The sequence below is a fragment of the Solibacillus sp. R5-41 genome (genome assembly GCF_002736105.1).
In the GTDB taxonomy this organism is placed as follows: Bacteria; Bacillota; Bacilli; order Bacillales_A; family Planococcaceae; genus Solibacillus.
Genome location: NZ_CP024123.1, coordinates 3,872,514 through 3,890,832, shown reverse-complemented (window position 1 = coordinate 3,890,832; position 18,319 = coordinate 3,872,514). Strand labels below are relative to the sequence as shown.

14 protein-coding genes are annotated in these 18,319 nt (G+C 39.2%); all 14 read left to right on the top strand.

The window, feature by feature from the left end; all coding sequences use genetic code 11:
- Nucleotides 1-98: 98 nt before the first annotated feature.
- The 14 genes from purM (at nt 99) to gatB (ending at nt 18,262) form a co-directional block, all read left to right on the top strand.
- The gene (gene purM, locus CSE16_RS19255; RefSeq protein ID WP_099425373.1) at nt 99-1,154 is read left to right on the top strand and encodes a phosphoribosylformylglycinamidine cyclo-ligase; all 1,056 of its coding nucleotides are present in this window, start codon (nt 99-101) and stop codon (nt 1,152-1,154) included.
- Nucleotides 1,154-1,720, top strand: coding sequence for a phosphoribosylglycinamide formyltransferase (gene purN, locus CSE16_RS19250; protein ID WP_099425372.1), 567 nt, complete (start codon nt 1,154-1,156; stop codon nt 1,718-1,720). The genes purM and purN overlap by 1 nt, the downstream gene beginning before the upstream one ends.
- 79 nt (nt 1,721-1,799) lie before the next feature.
- Complete coding sequence (gene purH, locus CSE16_RS19245) at nt 1,800-3,335, top strand: bifunctional phosphoribosylaminoimidazolecarboxamide formyltransferase/IMP cyclohydrolase (protein ID WP_099425371.1); 1,536 nt, start codon at nt 1,800-1,802, stop codon at nt 3,333-3,335.
- Between the two features lie 409 nt (nt 3,336-3,744).
- A complete protein-coding gene (purD, locus tag CSE16_RS19240; protein ID WP_099425370.1) occupies nt 3,745-4,995 on the top strand; it encodes a phosphoribosylamine--glycine ligase in 1,251 nt (416 codons plus the stop codon).
- 222 nt (nt 4,996-5,217) lie between these two features.
- Nucleotides 5,218-6,942 carry an adenine deaminase C-terminal domain-containing protein gene (locus CSE16_RS19235; protein WP_099425369.1) on the top strand — a complete coding sequence of 575 codons (1,725 nt, stop codon included), beginning with the start codon at nt 5,218-5,220 and terminating at the stop codon, nt 6,940-6,942.
- 21 nt (nt 6,943-6,963) lie between these two features.
- Nucleotides 6,964-8,022, top strand: a complete 1,059-nt coding sequence (locus tag CSE16_RS19230) for a DUF3048 domain-containing protein (protein WP_099425368.1) — start codon at nt 6,964-6,966, stop codon at nt 8,020-8,022.
- Nucleotides 8,023-8,043: 21 nt separating this feature from the next.
- Complete coding sequence (locus tag CSE16_RS19225) at nt 8,044-8,358, top strand: YerC/YecD family TrpR-related protein (protein ID WP_099425367.1); 315 nt, start codon at nt 8,044-8,046, stop codon at nt 8,356-8,358.
- Nucleotides 8,359-8,522: 164 nt separating this feature from the next.
- On the top strand, nt 8,523-9,215 hold the full coding sequence (locus CSE16_RS19220; protein WP_099425366.1) for a heptaprenylglyceryl phosphate synthase: 693 nt from the start codon (nt 8,523-8,525) through the stop codon (nt 9,213-9,215).
- Nucleotides 9,216-9,258: 43 nt separating this feature from the next.
- On the top strand, nt 9,259-11,520 hold the full coding sequence (pcrA, locus tag CSE16_RS19215; RefSeq protein ID WP_099425365.1) for a DNA helicase PcrA: 2,262 nt from the start codon (nt 9,259-9,261) through the stop codon (nt 11,518-11,520).
- Nucleotides 11,521-11,532: 12 nt separating this feature from the next.
- Complete coding sequence (gene ligA / locus CSE16_RS19210) at nt 11,533-13,530, top strand: NAD-dependent DNA ligase LigA (RefSeq protein WP_099425364.1); 1,998 nt, start codon at nt 11,533-11,535, stop codon at nt 13,528-13,530.
- A gap of 18 nt (nt 13,531-13,548) precedes the next feature.
- The gene (locus CSE16_RS19205) at nt 13,549-14,724 is read left to right on the top strand and encodes a CamS family sex pheromone protein (RefSeq protein ID WP_099425363.1); all 1,176 of its coding nucleotides are present in this window, start codon (nt 13,549-13,551) and stop codon (nt 14,722-14,724) included.
- A gap of 316 nt (nt 14,725-15,040) precedes the next feature.
- Nucleotides 15,041-15,331, top strand: coding sequence for an Asp-tRNA(Asn)/Glu-tRNA(Gln) amidotransferase subunit GatC (gene gatC, locus CSE16_RS19200; protein ID WP_099425362.1), 291 nt, complete (start codon nt 15,041-15,043; stop codon nt 15,329-15,331).
- Nucleotides 15,332-15,351: 20 nt separating this feature from the next.
- Complete coding sequence (gene gatA, locus CSE16_RS19195) at nt 15,352-16,815, top strand: Asp-tRNA(Asn)/Glu-tRNA(Gln) amidotransferase subunit GatA (protein WP_099425361.1); 1,464 nt, start codon at nt 15,352-15,354, stop codon at nt 16,813-16,815.
- Nucleotide 16,816: 1 nt separating this feature from the next.
- Nucleotides 16,817-18,262, top strand: coding sequence for an Asp-tRNA(Asn)/Glu-tRNA(Gln) amidotransferase subunit GatB (gatB, locus tag CSE16_RS19190; RefSeq protein ID WP_099425360.1), 1,446 nt, complete (start codon nt 16,817-16,819; stop codon nt 18,260-18,262).
- Nucleotides 18,263-18,319 lie beyond the last annotated feature (57 nt).

Below are 18,319 nucleotides of genomic sequence, written 5' to 3'. Positions count from 1 at the left end.
ACAAAAAGTGTTAATCGACCTTAGTCGACATAAGTAAGAATATCGTCTTGTGCTAATTGGTACAAGACGTGTCTTTCTAAAGGAGGAGCAAGTACATTATGTCAAAAGCATATGAACAAGCAGGCGTAAATATTGAAGCAGGTTATGAAGCAGTAAAGCGAATGAAATCACACGTTGATCGTACGAATCGATTAGGTGTGATGGGGACATTTGGTGGTTTTGGCGGCATGTTCGATTTGTCTGTACTGAACTTAAAAGAGCCGGTTCTTATTTCAGGTACTGATGGTGTTGGAACAAAGCTAAAGCTTGCTTTTATGGTGGATAAGCATGACACAATCGGTGTTGATTGTGTAGCTATGTGTGTAAACGATATTGTTGCACAAGGTGCAGAGCCACTATACTTCCTTGACTATGTTGCGGTAGGTAAAGCAGTGCCTGCAAAAATCGAGCAAATCGTAAAAGGTGTAGCAGATGGCTGTGTACAATCTGGTGCAGCACTAATCGGTGGCGAAACAGCAGAAATGCCAGGTCTTTATGAAGAAGATGAGTATGATTTAGCTGGCTTTGCAGTAGGTGCTTGTGAAAAGTCAGATATCGTTACAGGTGAAAAGATTGTAGAAGGAGACGTACTAATTGGTCTTGCTTCAAGTGGCGTTCACTCAAACGGTTACTCATTAGTGCGTAAAGTTGTATTTGCAGATAATGAGTATGCAGTAGATGCAGTTGTAGAAGGTTATGAAGATCTTGGTCCAATCGGCGAAGCGCTTTTAGTACCTACTAAGCTTTACGCAAAACCTGTATTAGCAGCTTTAAAAGCAGCAGACGTTCATGGTTGTGCACACGTAACAGGTGGTGGTTTCTATGAAAACTTACCACGCATGATGCCAAAAGGTTTAGCAACAGAAATTGACTTAGGTTCTTGGCCAGTATTACGTATCTTTGACTTTTTAAAGGAAAAAGGTGCTTTAGCAGACAAGGATTTATATAACGTTTTTAATATGGGAATTGGATTTGTAATGGCTGTTCCTGCAAGTGAAGTGGATAAGGTGATCGCAGCAGCTGAAGCAAATGGCGAAAAAGCTTATACAATTGGTCGCGTAGTAAAAGGTGAAGGCGTTATTTTCAACGGTGACCACGACGGGAGTTTAGTATAATGGTAGCCAAAATCGCAGTATTTGCTTCAGGCAGTGGCAGTAACTTTCAAGCAATTGCCGAAAGCATTGAGCGCGGCGAATTAACAGCAAACATCGGGCTTGTTATTACAGACAAGCCAGGTGCCTTCGTCGTAACGCGTGCCGAAAAAATGGGCATTCCAGTATTGGAATTAGTGCCAAAAACATTTGAATCAAAGGCCGCTTACGAAGAGAAGATTATTGAAGTGCTACAAGAAAAGAATATTGAATGGGTTATTTTGGCGGGGTACATGCGTCTTGTTGGTGAGACATTATTGTCCGCGTTTGAAAATCGTATCATAAATATTCACCCATCTTTACTACCATCATTTCCAGGCAAAGATGCAATTGGACAAGCAATGGAGCATGGTGTGAAAATTACGGGTGTAACAGTACATTATGTAGATGCTGGTATGGATACAGGGAAGATTATTGCACAAGGCGTTGTCGATGTTGTAGAAGACGACCGCGTTGCAACGGAATCTCGTATTCACCAACTAGAGCATGAACTGTACACAAATACATTACAGCAGTTATTCAACAGCTAATTTTCGTTTGAGCCGCTCTTGTGTGGGATGTGCTCACGGAAAAGATTATTGAAATTGAAATTAATTGGAGGACCTAATCGTGACTAAACGCGCACTTATTAGTGTTTCAGATAAAAGTGGTATTTTAGAATTTGCAAAAGAATTAGTAGCTCTAGGCTATGAAGTATTATCAACTGGTGGTACAAAACAATTACTTCACGATAACAATGTACCAGTAACAGCAGTGGATGAAGTAACAAAATTCCCAGAAATTTTAGATGGCCGTGTTAAAACATTAAACCCAATGATTCACGGTGGTCTTTTAGGGAAATTTGACGAACCAAGCCATGTAGCACAAATGCAAGAGCATGGTATCGAGCCAATCGAAATCGTATGTGTAAATCTTTACCCATTCGTTGAAACAATTTCTAAGCCAAATGTTTCTTGGGATGACGCGATTGAAAACATCGATATCGGTGGTCCAACAATGCTACGTTCTGCAGCAAAAAATCATGATTATGTAACTGTAATCGTGGATGCAAATGACTATGCCACTGTTTTAGAAGAGCTAAAAGTAGATAACAAAACTACATTAGAAACACGTCGTCGTTTAGCGGCTAAAGTATTCCGTCATACAGCTGCATATGATTCGTATATTTCAAATCATCTTTCAAGTGCAATTGGCGAAGAATTCCCGGAAAACATGACATTAACTTATGAGTTGAAACAAACGTTACGTTACGGTGAAAACCCACACCAAAAAGCAGCATTTTATGCAAAACGTCTAGGCTCTGACTTCTCAATCGCTTATGCCAATCAATTACATGGTAAAGAATTATCTTACAATAACATCCAAGATGCCAATGCTGCATTACAAATTGTAAAAGAATTCAAAATGCCAGCAGCAGTTGCTGTAAAGCATATGAATCCATGTGGTGTTGGTACAGGTGAAACAATTGAAGAAGCATTCAATAAAGCATATGAAGCAGATCCAACATCTATTTTCGGAGGCATTATCGCACTAAATAAGGAAGTAGATGCTGCGACAGCAATGAAATTAAGCGAAATTTTCTTAGAAATTATTATTGCACCTTCATTCACAGAGGAAGCACTTGAAATTTTAACGAAAAAGAAAAATATCCGCTTAATGACAATTGACTTTGCACAAGCGAAGCAAGATCAATTCAATGTGGTATCGGTAGAAGGTGGCTTACTTGTTCAAGAGCCAGACCGCTATGGTTTTAACGAAGCAGAAATTAAAGTCGTAACAGACCGCGAACCAACTGAAGCGGAGTGGAACGCATTAAAACTTGGCTGGGCAGTTGTGAAGCACGTAAAATCAAATGCAATCGTAGTAACAGACGATCAAATGACATTAGGCGTTGGTGCTGGTCAAATGAACCGTGTTGGTGCAGCGAAAATTGCCTTTGAGCAAGCGGGAGAAAAAGCAAACGGAGCAGCACTTGCATCGGACGCATTCTTCCCAATGGGTGACACAGTTGAAGCTGCTGCTAAAGCAGGAATTAAAGCAATTATCCAACCAGGTGGCTCTATTAAAGATCAAGAATCAATCGACGCAGCGAATAAATACGGTATTGCGATGGTATTTACTGGGGTTCGTCATTTCAAACATTAATTGAAAATTCATCACTATGTATAGTATAATAGAATAATGTTTCACTAATGCTCTGGCCGGGCATTAGCAGAAGCGTTTGCAAATGCTTTCTTCACTATTCTTTCTGGCCGGAAAAATAGTGAAGAAGACCGAATGGATGACCTTGGCCGGGTCCTCCGTTCAATAAATTGTTAACAAACATCCACTTTGGTCGGGGGATGCCTGTTAACAACCTTTATTTATAGGGGACGCAGCAGTACTATTCTGGTCGGATAGCATTGTTGCCACTTTATTAATAAAAACGCTCGCCTGCTTTTGGCGGGCGTTTTTTTTTTCTACTATACAAAAAATACATAGTGCTTAAAACTAAATTCAAAAATTAGACGCAATTACGCCGAGGCGTAATTGATAATAAAAGGAGAGCAAAAAAATGAATATACTTGTAATCGGTAGTGGTGGTCGTGAACATGCGATCGCTAAGCAATTTAATAATGCCCCTTCAGTACAGAAAGTATTTGTTGCCCCAGGCAATGATGGGATGAAGAATGATGCAGAAATCATTGCAATTGAAGCATCTGATTTCACGAAATTAGCGGAATTTGCAAAGGGAAATGAAGTAGCTTTAACATTCGTAGGTCCAGAGCAGCCATTAGCTGAAGGGATTGTAGATTACTTTAATGAGCAAGGCTTAGTAATCTTTGGACCAACAAAAGCAGCAGCACAAATTGAAGGCTCAAAATCGTATGCCAAAGATATTATGAATAAATATAATATTCCAACTGCAGCACATGAAACGTTTACTGAAGCCGATAAAGCTGTGGCGTACATTAAAGAACAAGGTGCACCAATCGTTATTAAAGCAGATGGACTTGCAGCAGGTAAAGGTGTAATTGTAGCAATAACCGAAGCAGAAGCAATTGAAGCGGTAGAGGATATGATTGGAAATCAACGCTTTGGTGACTCTTCTTCTCGCGTAGTAGTTGAAGAATTCCTTGATGGGGAAGAGTTTAGCTTTATGTCATTTGTTCACAAAGGACAAATTTATCCAATGGTTATTGCACAAGATCATAAACGTGCTTATGACGGCGATAGAGGACCGAACACAGGTGGTATGGGTGCCTATTCACCAGTGCCACAAATTTCAGCGGAAATTGTAAAAGAAGCTTATGACACAATTGTTGAACCAACAGTAAAGGCAATGGAAGCTGAAGGCGTATCGTTTACAGGTATTTTATATGCTGGATTAATTTTAACTCAAAAAGGTCCGAAAGTAATCGAGTTCAATGCGCGTTTCGGTGACCCAGAAACACAGGTCGTTTTACCACGCATGGCATCGGATTTTGGTGAATTTATGCTCGCATTAATGAACGAAAAGCCTTTCAATCTACAATGGAAAGAAGAAGCAATTTTAGGCGTTGTCGTAGCTGCTGAAGGTTATCCTGGAGATGTAGTAAAAGGGAATACGCTTCCTAATTTAAACGATTCAGCACTTCCGATTTATCACGCAGGTACAAAGCTTGTAGATGGCCAATTTGTCGGAAATGGCGGCCGTGTCATTTTAGTTGCTGCGGAAGCGAAAGATTTAAAAGCAGCGCAAGAAAAAGTATATGCTGAACTTGCCAAAAAGGAATGGTCGAACTTCTTCTTCCGTCAAGATATTGGCTGGAGAACATTTGAATAATAGAATGAAGTTTTGCTGATTATTCGTCAGAGAAAGACGTAGCAGTCGTTGGGAAGTACGGTAGAAATATGACTACCGTACTTTTTGAATTGTAATTTTTTTCTATAATACTTTGCTTTATGAAAGTGCTATGATACGATAAAAATAAGTTCGAAAATGAAATATTTTCATCGATTTAAGGGTAATTAATAAAAATTCTGGTAGTTGAGAGGAGCGTTTATTGTGTCTGAAATCAAATGGAAATTAAATAATATTCGTGAACAAGTAAGTATTATTGATGGGAAGGTATCCCCTAGCATCGTGCTACAAAATGCAAAATACTTACATAGTATTTATAAGCAATGGTTGACGGGAAATATTTGGATTTCTGGTGACCGCATTGTGTATGTTGGAAAGGAAATGCCAGCTAATTTAGAAGGCACAGAAGTACTAGATATGACGGGGAAAACAGTTGTACCTGGCTATATTGAGCCACATGTACATCCATTCCAACTTTATAATCCATATAGCTTTGCGCAGTTTTGTGCACAATCGGGTACGACGACATTTATTTCAGATAATATGTCCTTTGTTTCCATGTTTGAAAATAAGAAAGCGTTTTCTTTTTTAGATAAATTAAGTCAATTGCCATTTTCATTTTATTGGTGGGCGAGATTTGATTCACAAACAGCGCTTGAAAACGAAGGGGAGCTTTATTCGAATGCTTCGGTATGTGAATGGTTAGATCGTCCGGATGTGCTTTTAGGTGGCGAATTGACAGGCTGGCCACGTTTAACGCGTGGTGATGACCAAATGCTATATTGGATTCAAGCAGCGAAGCATAAAGGTAAGAAAATCGAAGGCCATTTCCCTGGTGCATCGGAAAAAACATTGGCAAAAATGCGTTTATTTGGTGTTGATGGAGATCATGAAGCAATGACAATTGAAGATGTAGAGGCGCGCATTTTACATGGCTATGCCGTGACACTACGTTATTCTTCCATTCGCCCAGATTTACCGCAAATATTAAAGGGCGTTGTTGAGCGAGGATATCCAATTTTTGACCATTTAATGATGACAACGGATGGCTCAACTCCAAGCTTCCATCAAGATGGTGTTATTGATAAATGTATTCGTGCTGCAATAGAAGCAGGTGTTAGTCCAATTGACGCGTACAACATGGCATCTTACAATGTCGCGCGCTACTATGATATGTCCAATTTACATGGAATTATTGCGACGGGACGTTATGCAAATATTAATATTTTGCCAGATGAATACTCACCAACTCCAGAATCTGTTCTTTCAAAAGGAGTTTGGTTGAAACGTAATCATGTAGATCAACAAGCATTCCCAACAATGGATTTATCCGATTTTGGAAAATTAACGATTGATTTTGATTTAACAGATACAGATTTCCAATTTTCAATGCCAATCGGTATTGAGATGGTTAATGATGTGATAACGAAACCATACAGCGTTACAAATAAAGGAAATAAATTGTCAACAGACCATGACGAAAGCTATTTAATGCTAGTCGATCGCGATGGAGCTTGGCGCATTAATACAATGCTGAAAGGCTTTGCCACGCACGTAAAGGGCTTTGCTTCCTCATATTCAAATACAGGCGATATCATCTTAATAGGAAAGAGTATGGAAGATATGAAGCATGCTTTTGAAGAATTAAAGAAAATGAATGGCGGCATCGTATTAGTGGAGAATGGACAAGTTGTGACATCCCTACCGTTAGCATTTTCGGGTTCGTTCTTTGATGGGAAAGTGGAGAACGTTATTTCACTAGAGCTAGATTTAAAGGCAGCTTTAAAGGACCGTGGCTATCACTATACTGATGCAATTTATACATTACTATTTTTACAATCAACGCATTTACCTTATATCCGTATAACACCAAGAGGGATTTTCGATGTCCTGAAAAATACAGTCATGCTACCATCTGTAATGCGTTAACCAAAATAGGAGGAGAACAAAATGAGGATGCGCGGTTTATTTATTGCAGCTATTATAAGTGCAGCGGTCGTTTCAGGTTGTTCGGATAAAGAACAGGTGGAGCAACCGGAAGTAGAAATTGAAGAAAATGAGAAACAAGAGGAAGATGTTAACGTTGAAGAGGCGGTACTGCCATTTGTTGCGCCGTTTACGGGTGAGCCAATTGCCGAGGAAATAACGCAGCGTCCTATTATTGCGACGATTAATAATCATCCATTAGCACGTCCACAATCGGGTTTAGCGCAGGCAGATGTCGTTTATGAAATGCTTGCAGAAGGCGATGTAACGAGATTTTTAGCATTGTATCAGTCGAAAATTCCAGAATCTATCGGTCCAATTCGAAGTGCACGATCTTACTTTATCGATATTGCGAAAGGTTTAGATGCATTTTATATAGCGCATGGCTATAGTCCAGAGGCGAAATCTATGCTAGATAGGAAAGTGGTAGAAGGGATTAATGGGATGAAATATGATGGCATTTATTTCAAACGTTCCTCTGAGCGAAGAGCACCACATAATTCCTATATTTCAGGCGAAAATGTACTTGCAGGAGCGGAAAAAATTGGGGCTTCACTACTTTATCAGAAAAAAGTATCTTATCCTTTTTATGAAGGCGAAGATAGTGTTAAAATAGGAACACAGGCTAGTGAAGTAGCGATAAACTATAGTACGAATGGGAAATTTAATAGCCAGTATGTATTTGATTCAGAGGCAAATAGCTATACAAGATTTTCTGCTAATGTCCAAACAGTAGATTATGTAACGCAGCAGCCAATCGAATTAGCCAACGTTTTATTTTTTGAAATGCCCCATCAAACGATTGATAACGAAGGTAGACGCGAAATCAATATTAAAGGTGGAGGGAACGCATATGTTTTTCAGGGTGGAATGATGCGTGAAGTAAAATGGAAAAATACAGATGGTTTTTTAATTGCCATAGAAGAAGATGGTTCTGAAGTGAAGCTAGTACCAGGGCAAACGTGGGTTCATTTTGTACCAACGTCACCAGGGCTCGCGTCATCTGTTACATATTCACAATAGAGAGGAAGAGGGGGGAACTATATGCAAATCGAAAAAATTCGCGGTCATCAAACAGAGCAGTTATTTAAGGCGGTCCTTGAATTAAACGATATTGAAGAATGCTACAAGTTTTTTGATGATTTATGCACAATTAGTGAAATACAATCATTAGCACAACGCTTTGAAGTAGCACATTTATTACGTTTAAAGAAAACGTATGAGACGATCAAAAAAGAAACAGGTGCTTCAACAGCAACAATTTCACGTGTTCGCCGCTGCTTTGATTACGGGAATGATACGTATGATGAGATGCTGGGACGCTTGTATCCTGATGAGAAACCATTTTCACCAAAGTAAGATTGAACGGGGCTCCTCGACATATTGGGCTAGGGCTTAAAATAAAATTGTGTGAAAAGGCTGGGCATTTTATTTGCTCAGTCTTTTAATATTTCTAGAAACTTCGCTATACTTATAGTTGAAGATTAAAGTATAAATTGATGAATGAACAGGTGGATATAAAAATGGAATATTTAAATTGGCAACATGTGTTTAAATTAGACCCTGCAAAAGAGATTTCTGATGAAGCACTGGAGCAAATTTGTGAATCAGGAACAGATGTTATTTTAGTTGGGGGCACGGATGATGTCACGTTAGATGGGGTATTAGACCTTTTAGTACGTGTGCGTCGTTTTTCAGTGCCGATTGCTTTAGAAATTTCAAATTTAGAAAGTATTACACCAGGCTACGATTATTATTTCATTCCGACGGTATTAAATAGTACAGAGACGCGTTGGGTAAAAGATTTGCATCATGAGGCGATAAGAGAATATGGCGATATTTTAATTTGGGAAGAGCTAGTTGCAGAAGGCTATGTTGTGCTAAATCCAGATTGTAAAGTAGCGCAATTGACAAATGCAAAAACAGATTTAACGGAGGAAGATGTTGTTGCCTATGCACGCATGGCGGAGAATCTTTTTAAACTGCCAATTTTTTATTTAGAATATAGCGGAACTTATGGCGATACTGAAGTGGTAAGAGCGGTAAGTGAAGTATTGAGTGATACGAAGCTGTTTTATGGTGGTGGCATTACATCACCTGAGCAGGCGAAAGAAATGGCTGCCTATGCAGATACGGTCATTGTCGGAAATATTGTATATGATGATTTAAATACAGCGTTAAAAACAGTACAAGCAGTGAAAAATGAAACAAAATGATATACAATAAGAACAAATGTTCTTTTGGATTGGAAGGTGTAGTATGGATCATATTGCAAAAAGTTTAGTAACAGGCATGAATCCACAGCAAGCAGAAGCAGTAAAAACAACAGAAGGACCACTACTTATTATGGCTGGTGCAGGTTCAGGGAAAACCCGCGTTTTAACACATCGCATCGCCTATTTAGTTGTTGAGCGGCAAGTATATCCTTCGAAAATTTTAGCGATCACATTTACGAATAAAGCCGCACGTGAAATGCGTGAACGAATTGATGGCATACTTGGCAACGGTACAACAGAGGGTATGTGGGTATCGACGTTCCACTCAATGTGTGTGCGAATTTTACGTCGCTATATTGATCGCATTGGCTATACGAAAAGCTTTTCTATTTTGGATAGTACAGACCAGTTGACGGTTATAAAAAATATACTAAAGCAGGATAATATTGACCCGAAAAAATACGATCCACGCGCGCTCTTAAATACGATTAGTTCGGCAAAAAATGAATGCATTACGGCCCCGCAATTCGAAGCCAATGTAAATCCGCACAATCCGTTTGAAAAAATTGCGGCACAGGTGTATAAAGGCTATCAAAAGCGTTTAAAGCAAAATCAAAGTCTCGATTTCGACGATTTAATTATGCTGACAATCCGTCTATTTGAGCAGGCACCAGATGTGCTCGAATTTTACCAAAATAAATTCCAGTATATTCACGTGGATGAGTACCAGGATACAAACAAAACGCAGTATCTTTTAGTGCAAATGTTGGCTAAAAAATTCCGCAATATTTGTGTTGTTGGGGATTCTGATCAGTCGATTTATCGTTGGCGTGGCGCGGATATTACGAATATTTTATCGTTTGAAAAGGATTATAAAGAGGCTAAAGTAATCATGTTAGAGCAAAACTATCGCTCGACAAAACGTATATTACAGGCAGCAAATAGCGTCATTGAAAAGAATAAAAATCGCTATAAAAAAGTATTGCGTACAGACAATACCGATGGCGAAAAAATTCAACTTTACAAGGCTGGCAATGAGCAGGATGAAGCGCAATATGTCATTCGAACAATCCAAAAGCTCATGAAAGATGAAAACTATCAGCTCAATGATTTTGCCATACTTTATCGTACGAATGCGCAGTCACGTGTAATTGAGGATGTACTCGTAAAATCGAGTATGAACTATCAAATTGTTGGCGGAACAAAATTCTATGACCGTAAAGAGATTAAAGACTTACTTGCGTATTTACGTTTAATTGCGAACAATGATGATGATTTATCGCTCGCACGTATTATTAACGAGCCAAAACGAGCAATAGGAGCGACGTCATTTGATAAGATGCTCCAATATGCAATCGAGCAAGACCGTTCGATTTTTGATGCGATGAGTGAGCTAGTCTTTATGGGGTTAACAGGGAAGGCATCAGCATCAGCTGAACAATTTTACAATATGATTCGTTCATTTACTGAGCGACAAAATGACTTGTCAGTGACTGAGCTTGTAGAAGAAGTAATCGAAAAATCAGGCTATCGTAAAATGCTAGAAGCTGAAAAATCAATTGAAGCCGAAAGTCGACTTGAAAACATTCAAGAATTTTTAACGGTAACACAGGCTTTCGAAAAACGCAGTGAAGACCAATCACTTGTTGCCTTTTTAACGGATCTTGCATTAGTAGCAGATATTGATTCTTTAGATGAAGAGGAGAAAGCGAAGGGCTCCATTATATTAATGACGATGCATGCTGCGAAGGGACTGGAATTCCCAGTTGTTTTCATTATTGGCATGGAGGAAAACATATTCCCGCATTCACGTTCATTAGAAAATGAAGAGGAAATGGCAGAAGAAAGAAGGTTAATGTATGTCGGCGCGACTCGTGCAGAACAGCGATTGTACTTAACATGTGCAGGCTCGCGAACAATCTTTGGACGGACTGGTTATAATGCACCTTCTCGTTTCTTGCGTGAAATTGACGAGGATGTGATTGAGCAAGTATCCAAGTCAGGTGGTGCATCTTACCGCGATACCTCTTTACCTTTCGCATCGAATCGTTATGATCGTGCGACGACGAAGCGTTCATTAGGTGCTGTTCAAAGTCCAGCAGCGCAGACTTCCCGTCTTGCAAACACAGGTGGCAGTCAATTTGAATGGAAAATTGGAGATAAAGCCGCCCATGGAAAATGGGGTATTGGCATGGTCGTTAGTGTGAAAGGTGAAGGAGACGGAATGGAGTTGGATATTGCATTCCCAGCACCTACAGGTATTAAACGCTTATTAGCAAAATTCGCACCGATCCAAAAAGCTTAGGAGGAAATAAAAATGCATGAAATTGAACAAAGAATAGCTGAGCTCAATCAGCTTCTTCATGAGTATGGCTTTGCGTATTATGTACAAGACAAGCCTTTAGTGGCAGATAGTGTTTACGATCAGCTGTTGCACGAATTAATTGCACTAGAAGAAGCGAATCCACAATTCATTTATTCCGATTCTCCAACGCAACGTGTCGGTGGAGCGGTTGTTGAAGGCTTCCAAAAAGTAACGCATCAAACAGCGATGCTCAGTCTTTCGAATGCGTTTAATGAAGGGGATTTACGTGATTTTGACCGGAAAATACGCCAAGCAATTGGAGACGCTTTTTCATATGTATGTGAGCTTAAAATCGATGGTCTAGCCATTTCATTACGCTATGAAAACGGTGTATTTATGCAAGGCGCAACACGTGGTGACGGATCTGTTGGTGAGGATATTACGATGAACTTAAAGACGATTCGTGCCATTCCACTACGCTTAAAAGAACCATTAACGATTGAAGTACGTGGTGAAGCGTATATGCCAAAAAAATCATTTGAAAAGCTCAATGAAATGCGTCGTGAAAAAGAGGAAGAACAGTTTGCCAATCCACGTAATGCAGCAGCGGGTTCTCTTCGTCAGCTTGATCCGAAAATAGCAGCAAGTCGTAATTTATCAACGTTTATTTATTCGATTGGCGGCGATGGAGAGGCATATGGTATTGATGGTCATGGTGAAATGCTCGATTATTTAGAGCGTCTTGGTTTCCCATCGAATAAAGAAAGACAAGCCTGTGCAACAATTGAAGAGGTTTTAGCGTTTATAGAAAAGTGGACAGAAGCACGTCCTAATTTACCTTATGAAATTGATGGAATCGTTATTAAAGTGAATTCATTTGCACAACAGGATGAGCTTGGTTTTACAGCAAAGTCACCACGTTGGGCAATTGCGTATAAATTCCCTGCCGAAGAAGTGGTAACAAAGCTTGTAGATATCGAGCTGACAGTAGGGCGTACAGGCGTTATTACACCAACTGCGCTATTAACACCCGTTCTTGTTGCGGGAACAACAGTGAGTCGTGCATCCCTTCATAACGAGGATTTAATTCGTGAAAAGGATATTCGCATTAATGACACTGTAATTGTAAGAAAAGCAGGTGATATTATTCCGCAAATTGTTGGCGTCGTGCTTGAACAACGCCCAGAAGATGCGATTCCATATACGATGCCAACCCATTGTCCTGCATGTGATGAGGAAGTTGTTCGAATTGAAAGTGATGTCGCATTACGTTGTATTAATCCATTATGCCCTGCGCAAATTGCAGAAGGTGTGAAGCATTTTGTTTCACGTAACGCGATGAATATTGATGGCTTAGGTGAAAAAGTTGTCGAGCAGCTATTACGTGAAGGCTCTATTAAGGATGTGGCTGACCTTTATTTACTAACAGTTGAAATGCTGATTGACCTTGAGCGTATGGGGCAAAAATCAGCAACCAATTTAATCGCGGCAATTGAAAAATCTAAGGTGAATTCATTAGAGAAACTATTATTTGGTCTAGGCATTCGTCATGTGGGCGAAAAGGCAGCAAAAATTCTCGCACAGCATTTTGAAACGATTGAACCATTAATGGAAGCAACAGAAGAACAACTAACCGCTATCCATGAAATTGGTGACAAAATGGCTGAATCCATCGTTGCCTACTTTGCAAATGAACAAATTCAACTATTAATAAGTCGTCTAAAAGATGTCAATGTCAATATGAATTATACAGGTAAAAAAGTAGTCGTTGAGGTCGGTGCCAATCCATTTGCCGGAAAAACGATTGTTCTTACAGGGAAACTTCAACAATTGACACGTAATGATGCAAAGGCGAAAATAGAACAGTTAGGCGGTATTATTGCAGGAAGTGTAAGTAAGAAAACAGATCTTGTAATCGTTGGAGAAGATGCCGGCTCAAAGCTAGAAAAAGCACAAAGTCTAGGCATTGAAATTTGGGATGAAAACCGCCTAATAGAACAATTACAATAGTAAAGGAGACTCGTTCTCATGAAAAAATACCGCTGGTTACCGGCGATGGTAGCAGCTTTGCTTCTTACTGCGTGTGCACCGAAGATTACACCAGAGACAGAGCTCACTCAGGAATCTGATTCAACAGAAGAAGTTGAGACAACCATTATCCCAAATAAGCAAATAAATGATAATTACTATAAAACATTGATCCCGTATAAAGAAAGTGCGAGCCGAGGATTAGTTGTTTCGAATATTTATACAAAATATGATATGAAAGAAGCCGAATTAGGTTTAATGCGCATTTCGCAAAATAAATTTGATACCGAAAATTACTTCTTTCAAGAGGGGCAATATTTATCCGAGGACACATTAAAAAATTGGCTAGCCCGTCCAAATCAAACAAAAGATGAAGGACCTGAAAATCAGGGACTAAATCCTTCGAGCATTGATGAGGCAACAGGGCAAGAGATGGACCCGACGATTAAAGCAACTGAAGCACCCGTGTACTTAGCCCATATAGTGGAGCAAAATTACTTAACAAAAACAGACAATAATAAAGTAAAGCTATCGGGTATTTCCATTGGTTTGGCATTAAATTCAGTTTATTACTATCAAAAAGAGAAATATGGAGAGTTTTATGAGAAAAAAATCCCGGATAATGAGTTAGAAAAAGAAGGGAAGAAAATCGCGCAGGAAGTCATAAATCGACTAAGAGCACGTTCAGAGTTAGCTGATGTACCGATCGTCATTGCGCTATTTAAGCAAGAAGAGCGTAATTCAATTGTTCCAGGTACTTATTTTGCATATAATTCAGTTGATGCTAACCAATCGGCTTTAGGGGATTGGGAAGATGTTCATGAGAAATATGTGAAATTCCCGATGTCCACACCCGATGATGTGACCCGTGAGATGAATACGAAATTCCTAAACTTTAAGCAAGATGTCGATAAATATTTCTCGAACTTCACAAGTGTATTTGCAACAGGTTTTTATCAAGATAATGAAATACAAAAACTCGATATCGAAATCCCAATCCAATTTTATGGGACAGCTGAAATTACAGGCTTCACACAATATTTATCAGGGTTAATGCTGACTCATTTACCGCAAGATTTATTAATTACGATCAGCATTACTTCAGTAAATGGACCAGAAGTATTAATTAAAAAAGAGCCGAATGAAAAAGAGCCAATTATTCATATTTATGAATAACTAAAACATATAAAACATCAAACCATTATGTTGATTTTTTTTGATCAACATGATGGTTTTTTCACATTATATAGACTAAAAAAACACGTTAACACTTTAACTTCTTTCAGCGGATGTCCAAACACCCGCTGAAAGGAGTTAAGCTCCCGGCGGATTCCGGACGCAATTATGCCGAAACATAATTGGTTACTTTAATTTTCCAAAAAACGGCCAAACCTTCCTGCTGTTTGCTGAAACTTTCGGTAAAATTGTGATTTTTACAGGGAAAAATGGTATGATTATTGGCATGGTTAATTCGAATTTGGAGGTGTAGGAAATGGCAAAAATATCTAAAGAAGAAGTAAAACACGTAGCACACTTAGCTCGCCTTGCTATTACAGAAGAGGATGCAGAGAAATTTGCTGAACAACTTGGCAAAATTACAGACTTTGCAGAGCAGCTAAATGAATTAGATACAACTAACGTAGAACCAACATCACATGTTTTACCACTTGTAAACGTAATGCGTGAAGACGTAGCTAAAGAAGGCTTATCAATTGAAAAAGTAATGCTTAATGTAAAGAACCAAGAAGCTGGTCAAATTAAAGTACCATCAATCATGGAATAATTTAAGGAGGGACATGTCACATGACAGTATTTGAGCGCACATCAGCACAATTACAAGAAGCTTTAAAAACGCGTGAACTGACAATTACAGACTTAACAAGCGAAGCATTTGCCCGCGTGGAAAAGTTGGACGGCGATGTTCAAGCATTTTTAGCTTTAAATAAAGAAGAAGCAACGGCTCGTGCAGCAGAGCTAGATCAAGTTCCTTTCGAGGAGCGCGGACCACTTTTCGGTATGCCGATTGGGGTTAAAGATAATATCGTAACAGAAGGTTTAGAAACGACTTGTGCTTCTAAAATTTTAGAAGGCTTCATGCCAATTTACGATGCAACAATCGTAAAAAAACTTCGCGATGCGGGTATGGTAACAATCGGTAAATTAAATATGGACGAATTCGCAATGGGTTCTTCAAACGAAAACTCAGCGTACAAAACAACAAAAAACCCATGGAATCTTAACCACGTACCAGGTGGATCTTCAGGTGCATCTGCAGCAGCAGTAGCAGCCGGCGAAGTGCCATTCTCGTTAGGTTCAGATACAGGTGGTTCAATCCGTCAACCGGCAGCTTACTGTGGTGTTGTAGGGATGAAACCTACATACGGTCGTGTGTCTCGTTTTGGATTAGTTGCATTTGCATCTTCATTAGATCAAATCGGACCAATTACACGTAATGTAACAGATAATGCATTATTACTAGAAGCAATCTCAGGTGTGGATGAAATGGATTCTACTTCTGCAGATGTGCCAGTACCAAACTACGCAGCAGCACTTGATGGCAACATTAAAGGCTTAAAAATTGCGGTACCTAAAGAGTTTTTAGGTGAAGGCGTTGGCGAAGCGGCGAAAAAATCTGTATTAGATGCATTAGAAGTATTAAAAGCACAAGGTGCGACTGTAGAAGAGGTTTCACTTCCTCACTCTAAATACGCATTAGCTGCTTATTATATTCTTTCATCATCAGAAGCTTCTTCTAACCTTTCTCGTTTCGATGGTATTCGTTACGGTTACCGTTCAGAAAATGCGACAAACTTATTAGAGCTTTACAAACAATCTCGCGCTGAAGGTTTCGGCGATGAAGTGAAACGCCGTATTATGCTTGGTACTTATTCATTATCAGCAGGTACGTATGATGCGTATTACAAAAAAGCACAACAAGCACGTACATTAATCAAAGCAGATTACGACAAGGTTTTCGAAAACTACGATGTAATTGTTGGACCTACAGCGCCAACACCAGCGTTCGAAGTGGGTGCAAACATTGAAGATCCAATGACAATGTACGCAAATGATATTTTAACAATTCCTATTAACTTAGCAGGTGTACCAGCAATTTCTGTACCATGTGGATTTGAAAATGGTTTACCACTAGGTTTACAAATTATCGGTAAACACTTCGATGAAGAAACAATTTACCGTGTAGCTTATGCTTATGAGCAACAAACAGACTTCAACACACAAACTCCAGCATTATGGGAGGTAAAATAAGATGAACTTTGAAACAGTAATCGGTTTAGAAATTCACGTTGAATTAAAAACTAAATCTAAAATTTTCTCGGCTTCACCTAACCACTTCGGCGCAGAGCCAAACACAAATACTTCAGTAATTGACCTTGGTTACCCAGGTGTTTTACCAGTATTAAATAAGCAAGTAGTAGACTATGCAATGCGTGCTTCTTTAGCGTTAAACATGGAAATCGAACAAGAAACAAAGTTCGACCGTAAAAACTACTTCTATCCGGATAATCCGAAAGCTTACCAAATTTCACAATTTGATAAACCAATCGGTAAAAATGGTTGGGTTGAAATTGAAATTGAAGCAAAAGACGGCAAACCAGGTTACAAGAAAAAAATCGGTATTACACGTCTTCATATGGAAGAAGATGCTGGTAAATTAACGCACGCTGATGGCTATTCTTTAGTAGACTTAAACCGTCAAGGTACGCCACTTGTAGAAATCGTATCTGAGCCAGACATCCGTACACCGGACGAAGCATATGCCTACCTTGAAAAAGTAAAATCAATTATCCAATATGCGGGCGTTTCTGACGTACGTATGGAGGAAGGTTCTTTACGTTGTGATGCGAACGTTTCATTACGTCCATATGGTCAAGAACAATTTGGTACAAAAGCCGAGCTGAAAAACTTAAACTCATTTAACTTTGTACGTAAAGGTCTTGAGCATGAAGAAATCCGTCAAGCTCAAGTGCTAATGTCAGGTGGCGAAATTGAGCAAGAAACACGTCGCTATGATGAAAAGACTGGTAAAACATTGCTTATGCGTGTTAAAGAAGGTACGGATGATTACCGTTACTTCCCAGAGCCAGATTTAGTACACCTATCTATTTCAGATGAGTGGGTTGAGCGCATTCGCCAATCAATTCCTGAATTACCGGATGCACGAAAAGCACGCTATGTAGAAGAGTTAGGCTTAACTGCATATGACGCGGCAGTACTTGTAGTGAACAAGGAAATTTCTGATTTCTTCGACGCAATGACTGTTGCTGGAGCAGACGCAAAACTTTCTGCAAACTGGTTAATGGGCGATGTTTCAGCTTACTTAAACGCAGAGCAAAAAGATTTAAAAAATACAGCATTAACACCAGAAAACTTAGCAGGCATGGTGAAATTAATTTCTGATGGCACAATCTCATCTAAGATTGCGAAGAAAGTATTCACTGAGCTAGTAGAAAACGGTGGAGACGCTACGAAAATCGTGAAAGAAAAAGGCTTAGTTCAAATTTCAGACCCAGCTGTTATTCTTGGCTTTGTTACAACAGTACTTGATAACGATTCAAAATCAGTGGAGGATTTCAAAGCTGGTAAAGATCGTGCAGTAAAAGCACTTTTAGGCCAAATTATGAAAGCCTCAAAAGGACAAGCTAACCCACAATTAACAAACCAAATTTTAATGGAAGAAATTAATAAACGTTAATTTCTTAGAGGAAAAACGATGGCATAACGCCATCGTTTTTTTTTGTTTGCTGAAATA

Bases quoted from the DNA above. Each gene is read 5' to 3' on its own strand.
- purM (WP_099425373.1), top strand. From the start codon at position 99: ATGTCAAAAGCATATGAACAAGCAGGCGTAAATATTGAAGCAGGTTAT.
- purN (WP_099425372.1), top strand. From the start codon at position 1,154: ATGGTAGCCAAAATCGCAGTATTTGCTTCAGGCAGTGGCAGTAACTTT.
- purD (WP_099425370.1), top strand. From the start codon at position 3,745: ATGAATATACTTGTAATCGGTAGTGGTGGTCGTGAACATGCGATCGCT.
- CSE16_RS19230 (WP_099425368.1), top strand. From the start codon at position 6,964: ATGAGGATGCGCGGTTTATTTATTGCAGCTATTATAAGTGCAGCGGTC.
- CSE16_RS19225 (WP_099425367.1), top strand. From the start codon at position 8,044: ATGCAAATCGAAAAAATTCGCGGTCATCAAACAGAGCAGTTATTTAAG.
- CSE16_RS19220 (WP_099425366.1), top strand. From the start codon at position 8,523: ATGGAATATTTAAATTGGCAACATGTGTTTAAATTAGACCCTGCAAAA.
- pcrA (WP_099425365.1), top strand. From the start codon at position 9,259: ATGGATCATATTGCAAAAAGTTTAGTAACAGGCATGAATCCACAGCAA.
- ligA (WP_099425364.1), top strand. From the start codon at position 11,533: ATGCATGAAATTGAACAAAGAATAGCTGAGCTCAATCAGCTTCTTCAT.
- CSE16_RS19205 (WP_099425363.1), top strand. From the start codon at position 13,549: ATGAAAAAATACCGCTGGTTACCGGCGATGGTAGCAGCTTTGCTTCTT.
- gatC (WP_099425362.1), top strand. From the start codon at position 15,041: ATGGCAAAAATATCTAAAGAAGAAGTAAAACACGTAGCACACTTAGCT.
- gatA (WP_099425361.1), top strand. From the start codon at position 15,352: ATGACAGTATTTGAGCGCACATCAGCACAATTACAAGAAGCTTTAAAA.
- gatB (WP_099425360.1), top strand. From the start codon at position 16,817: ATGAACTTTGAAACAGTAATCGGTTTAGAAATTCACGTTGAATTAAAA.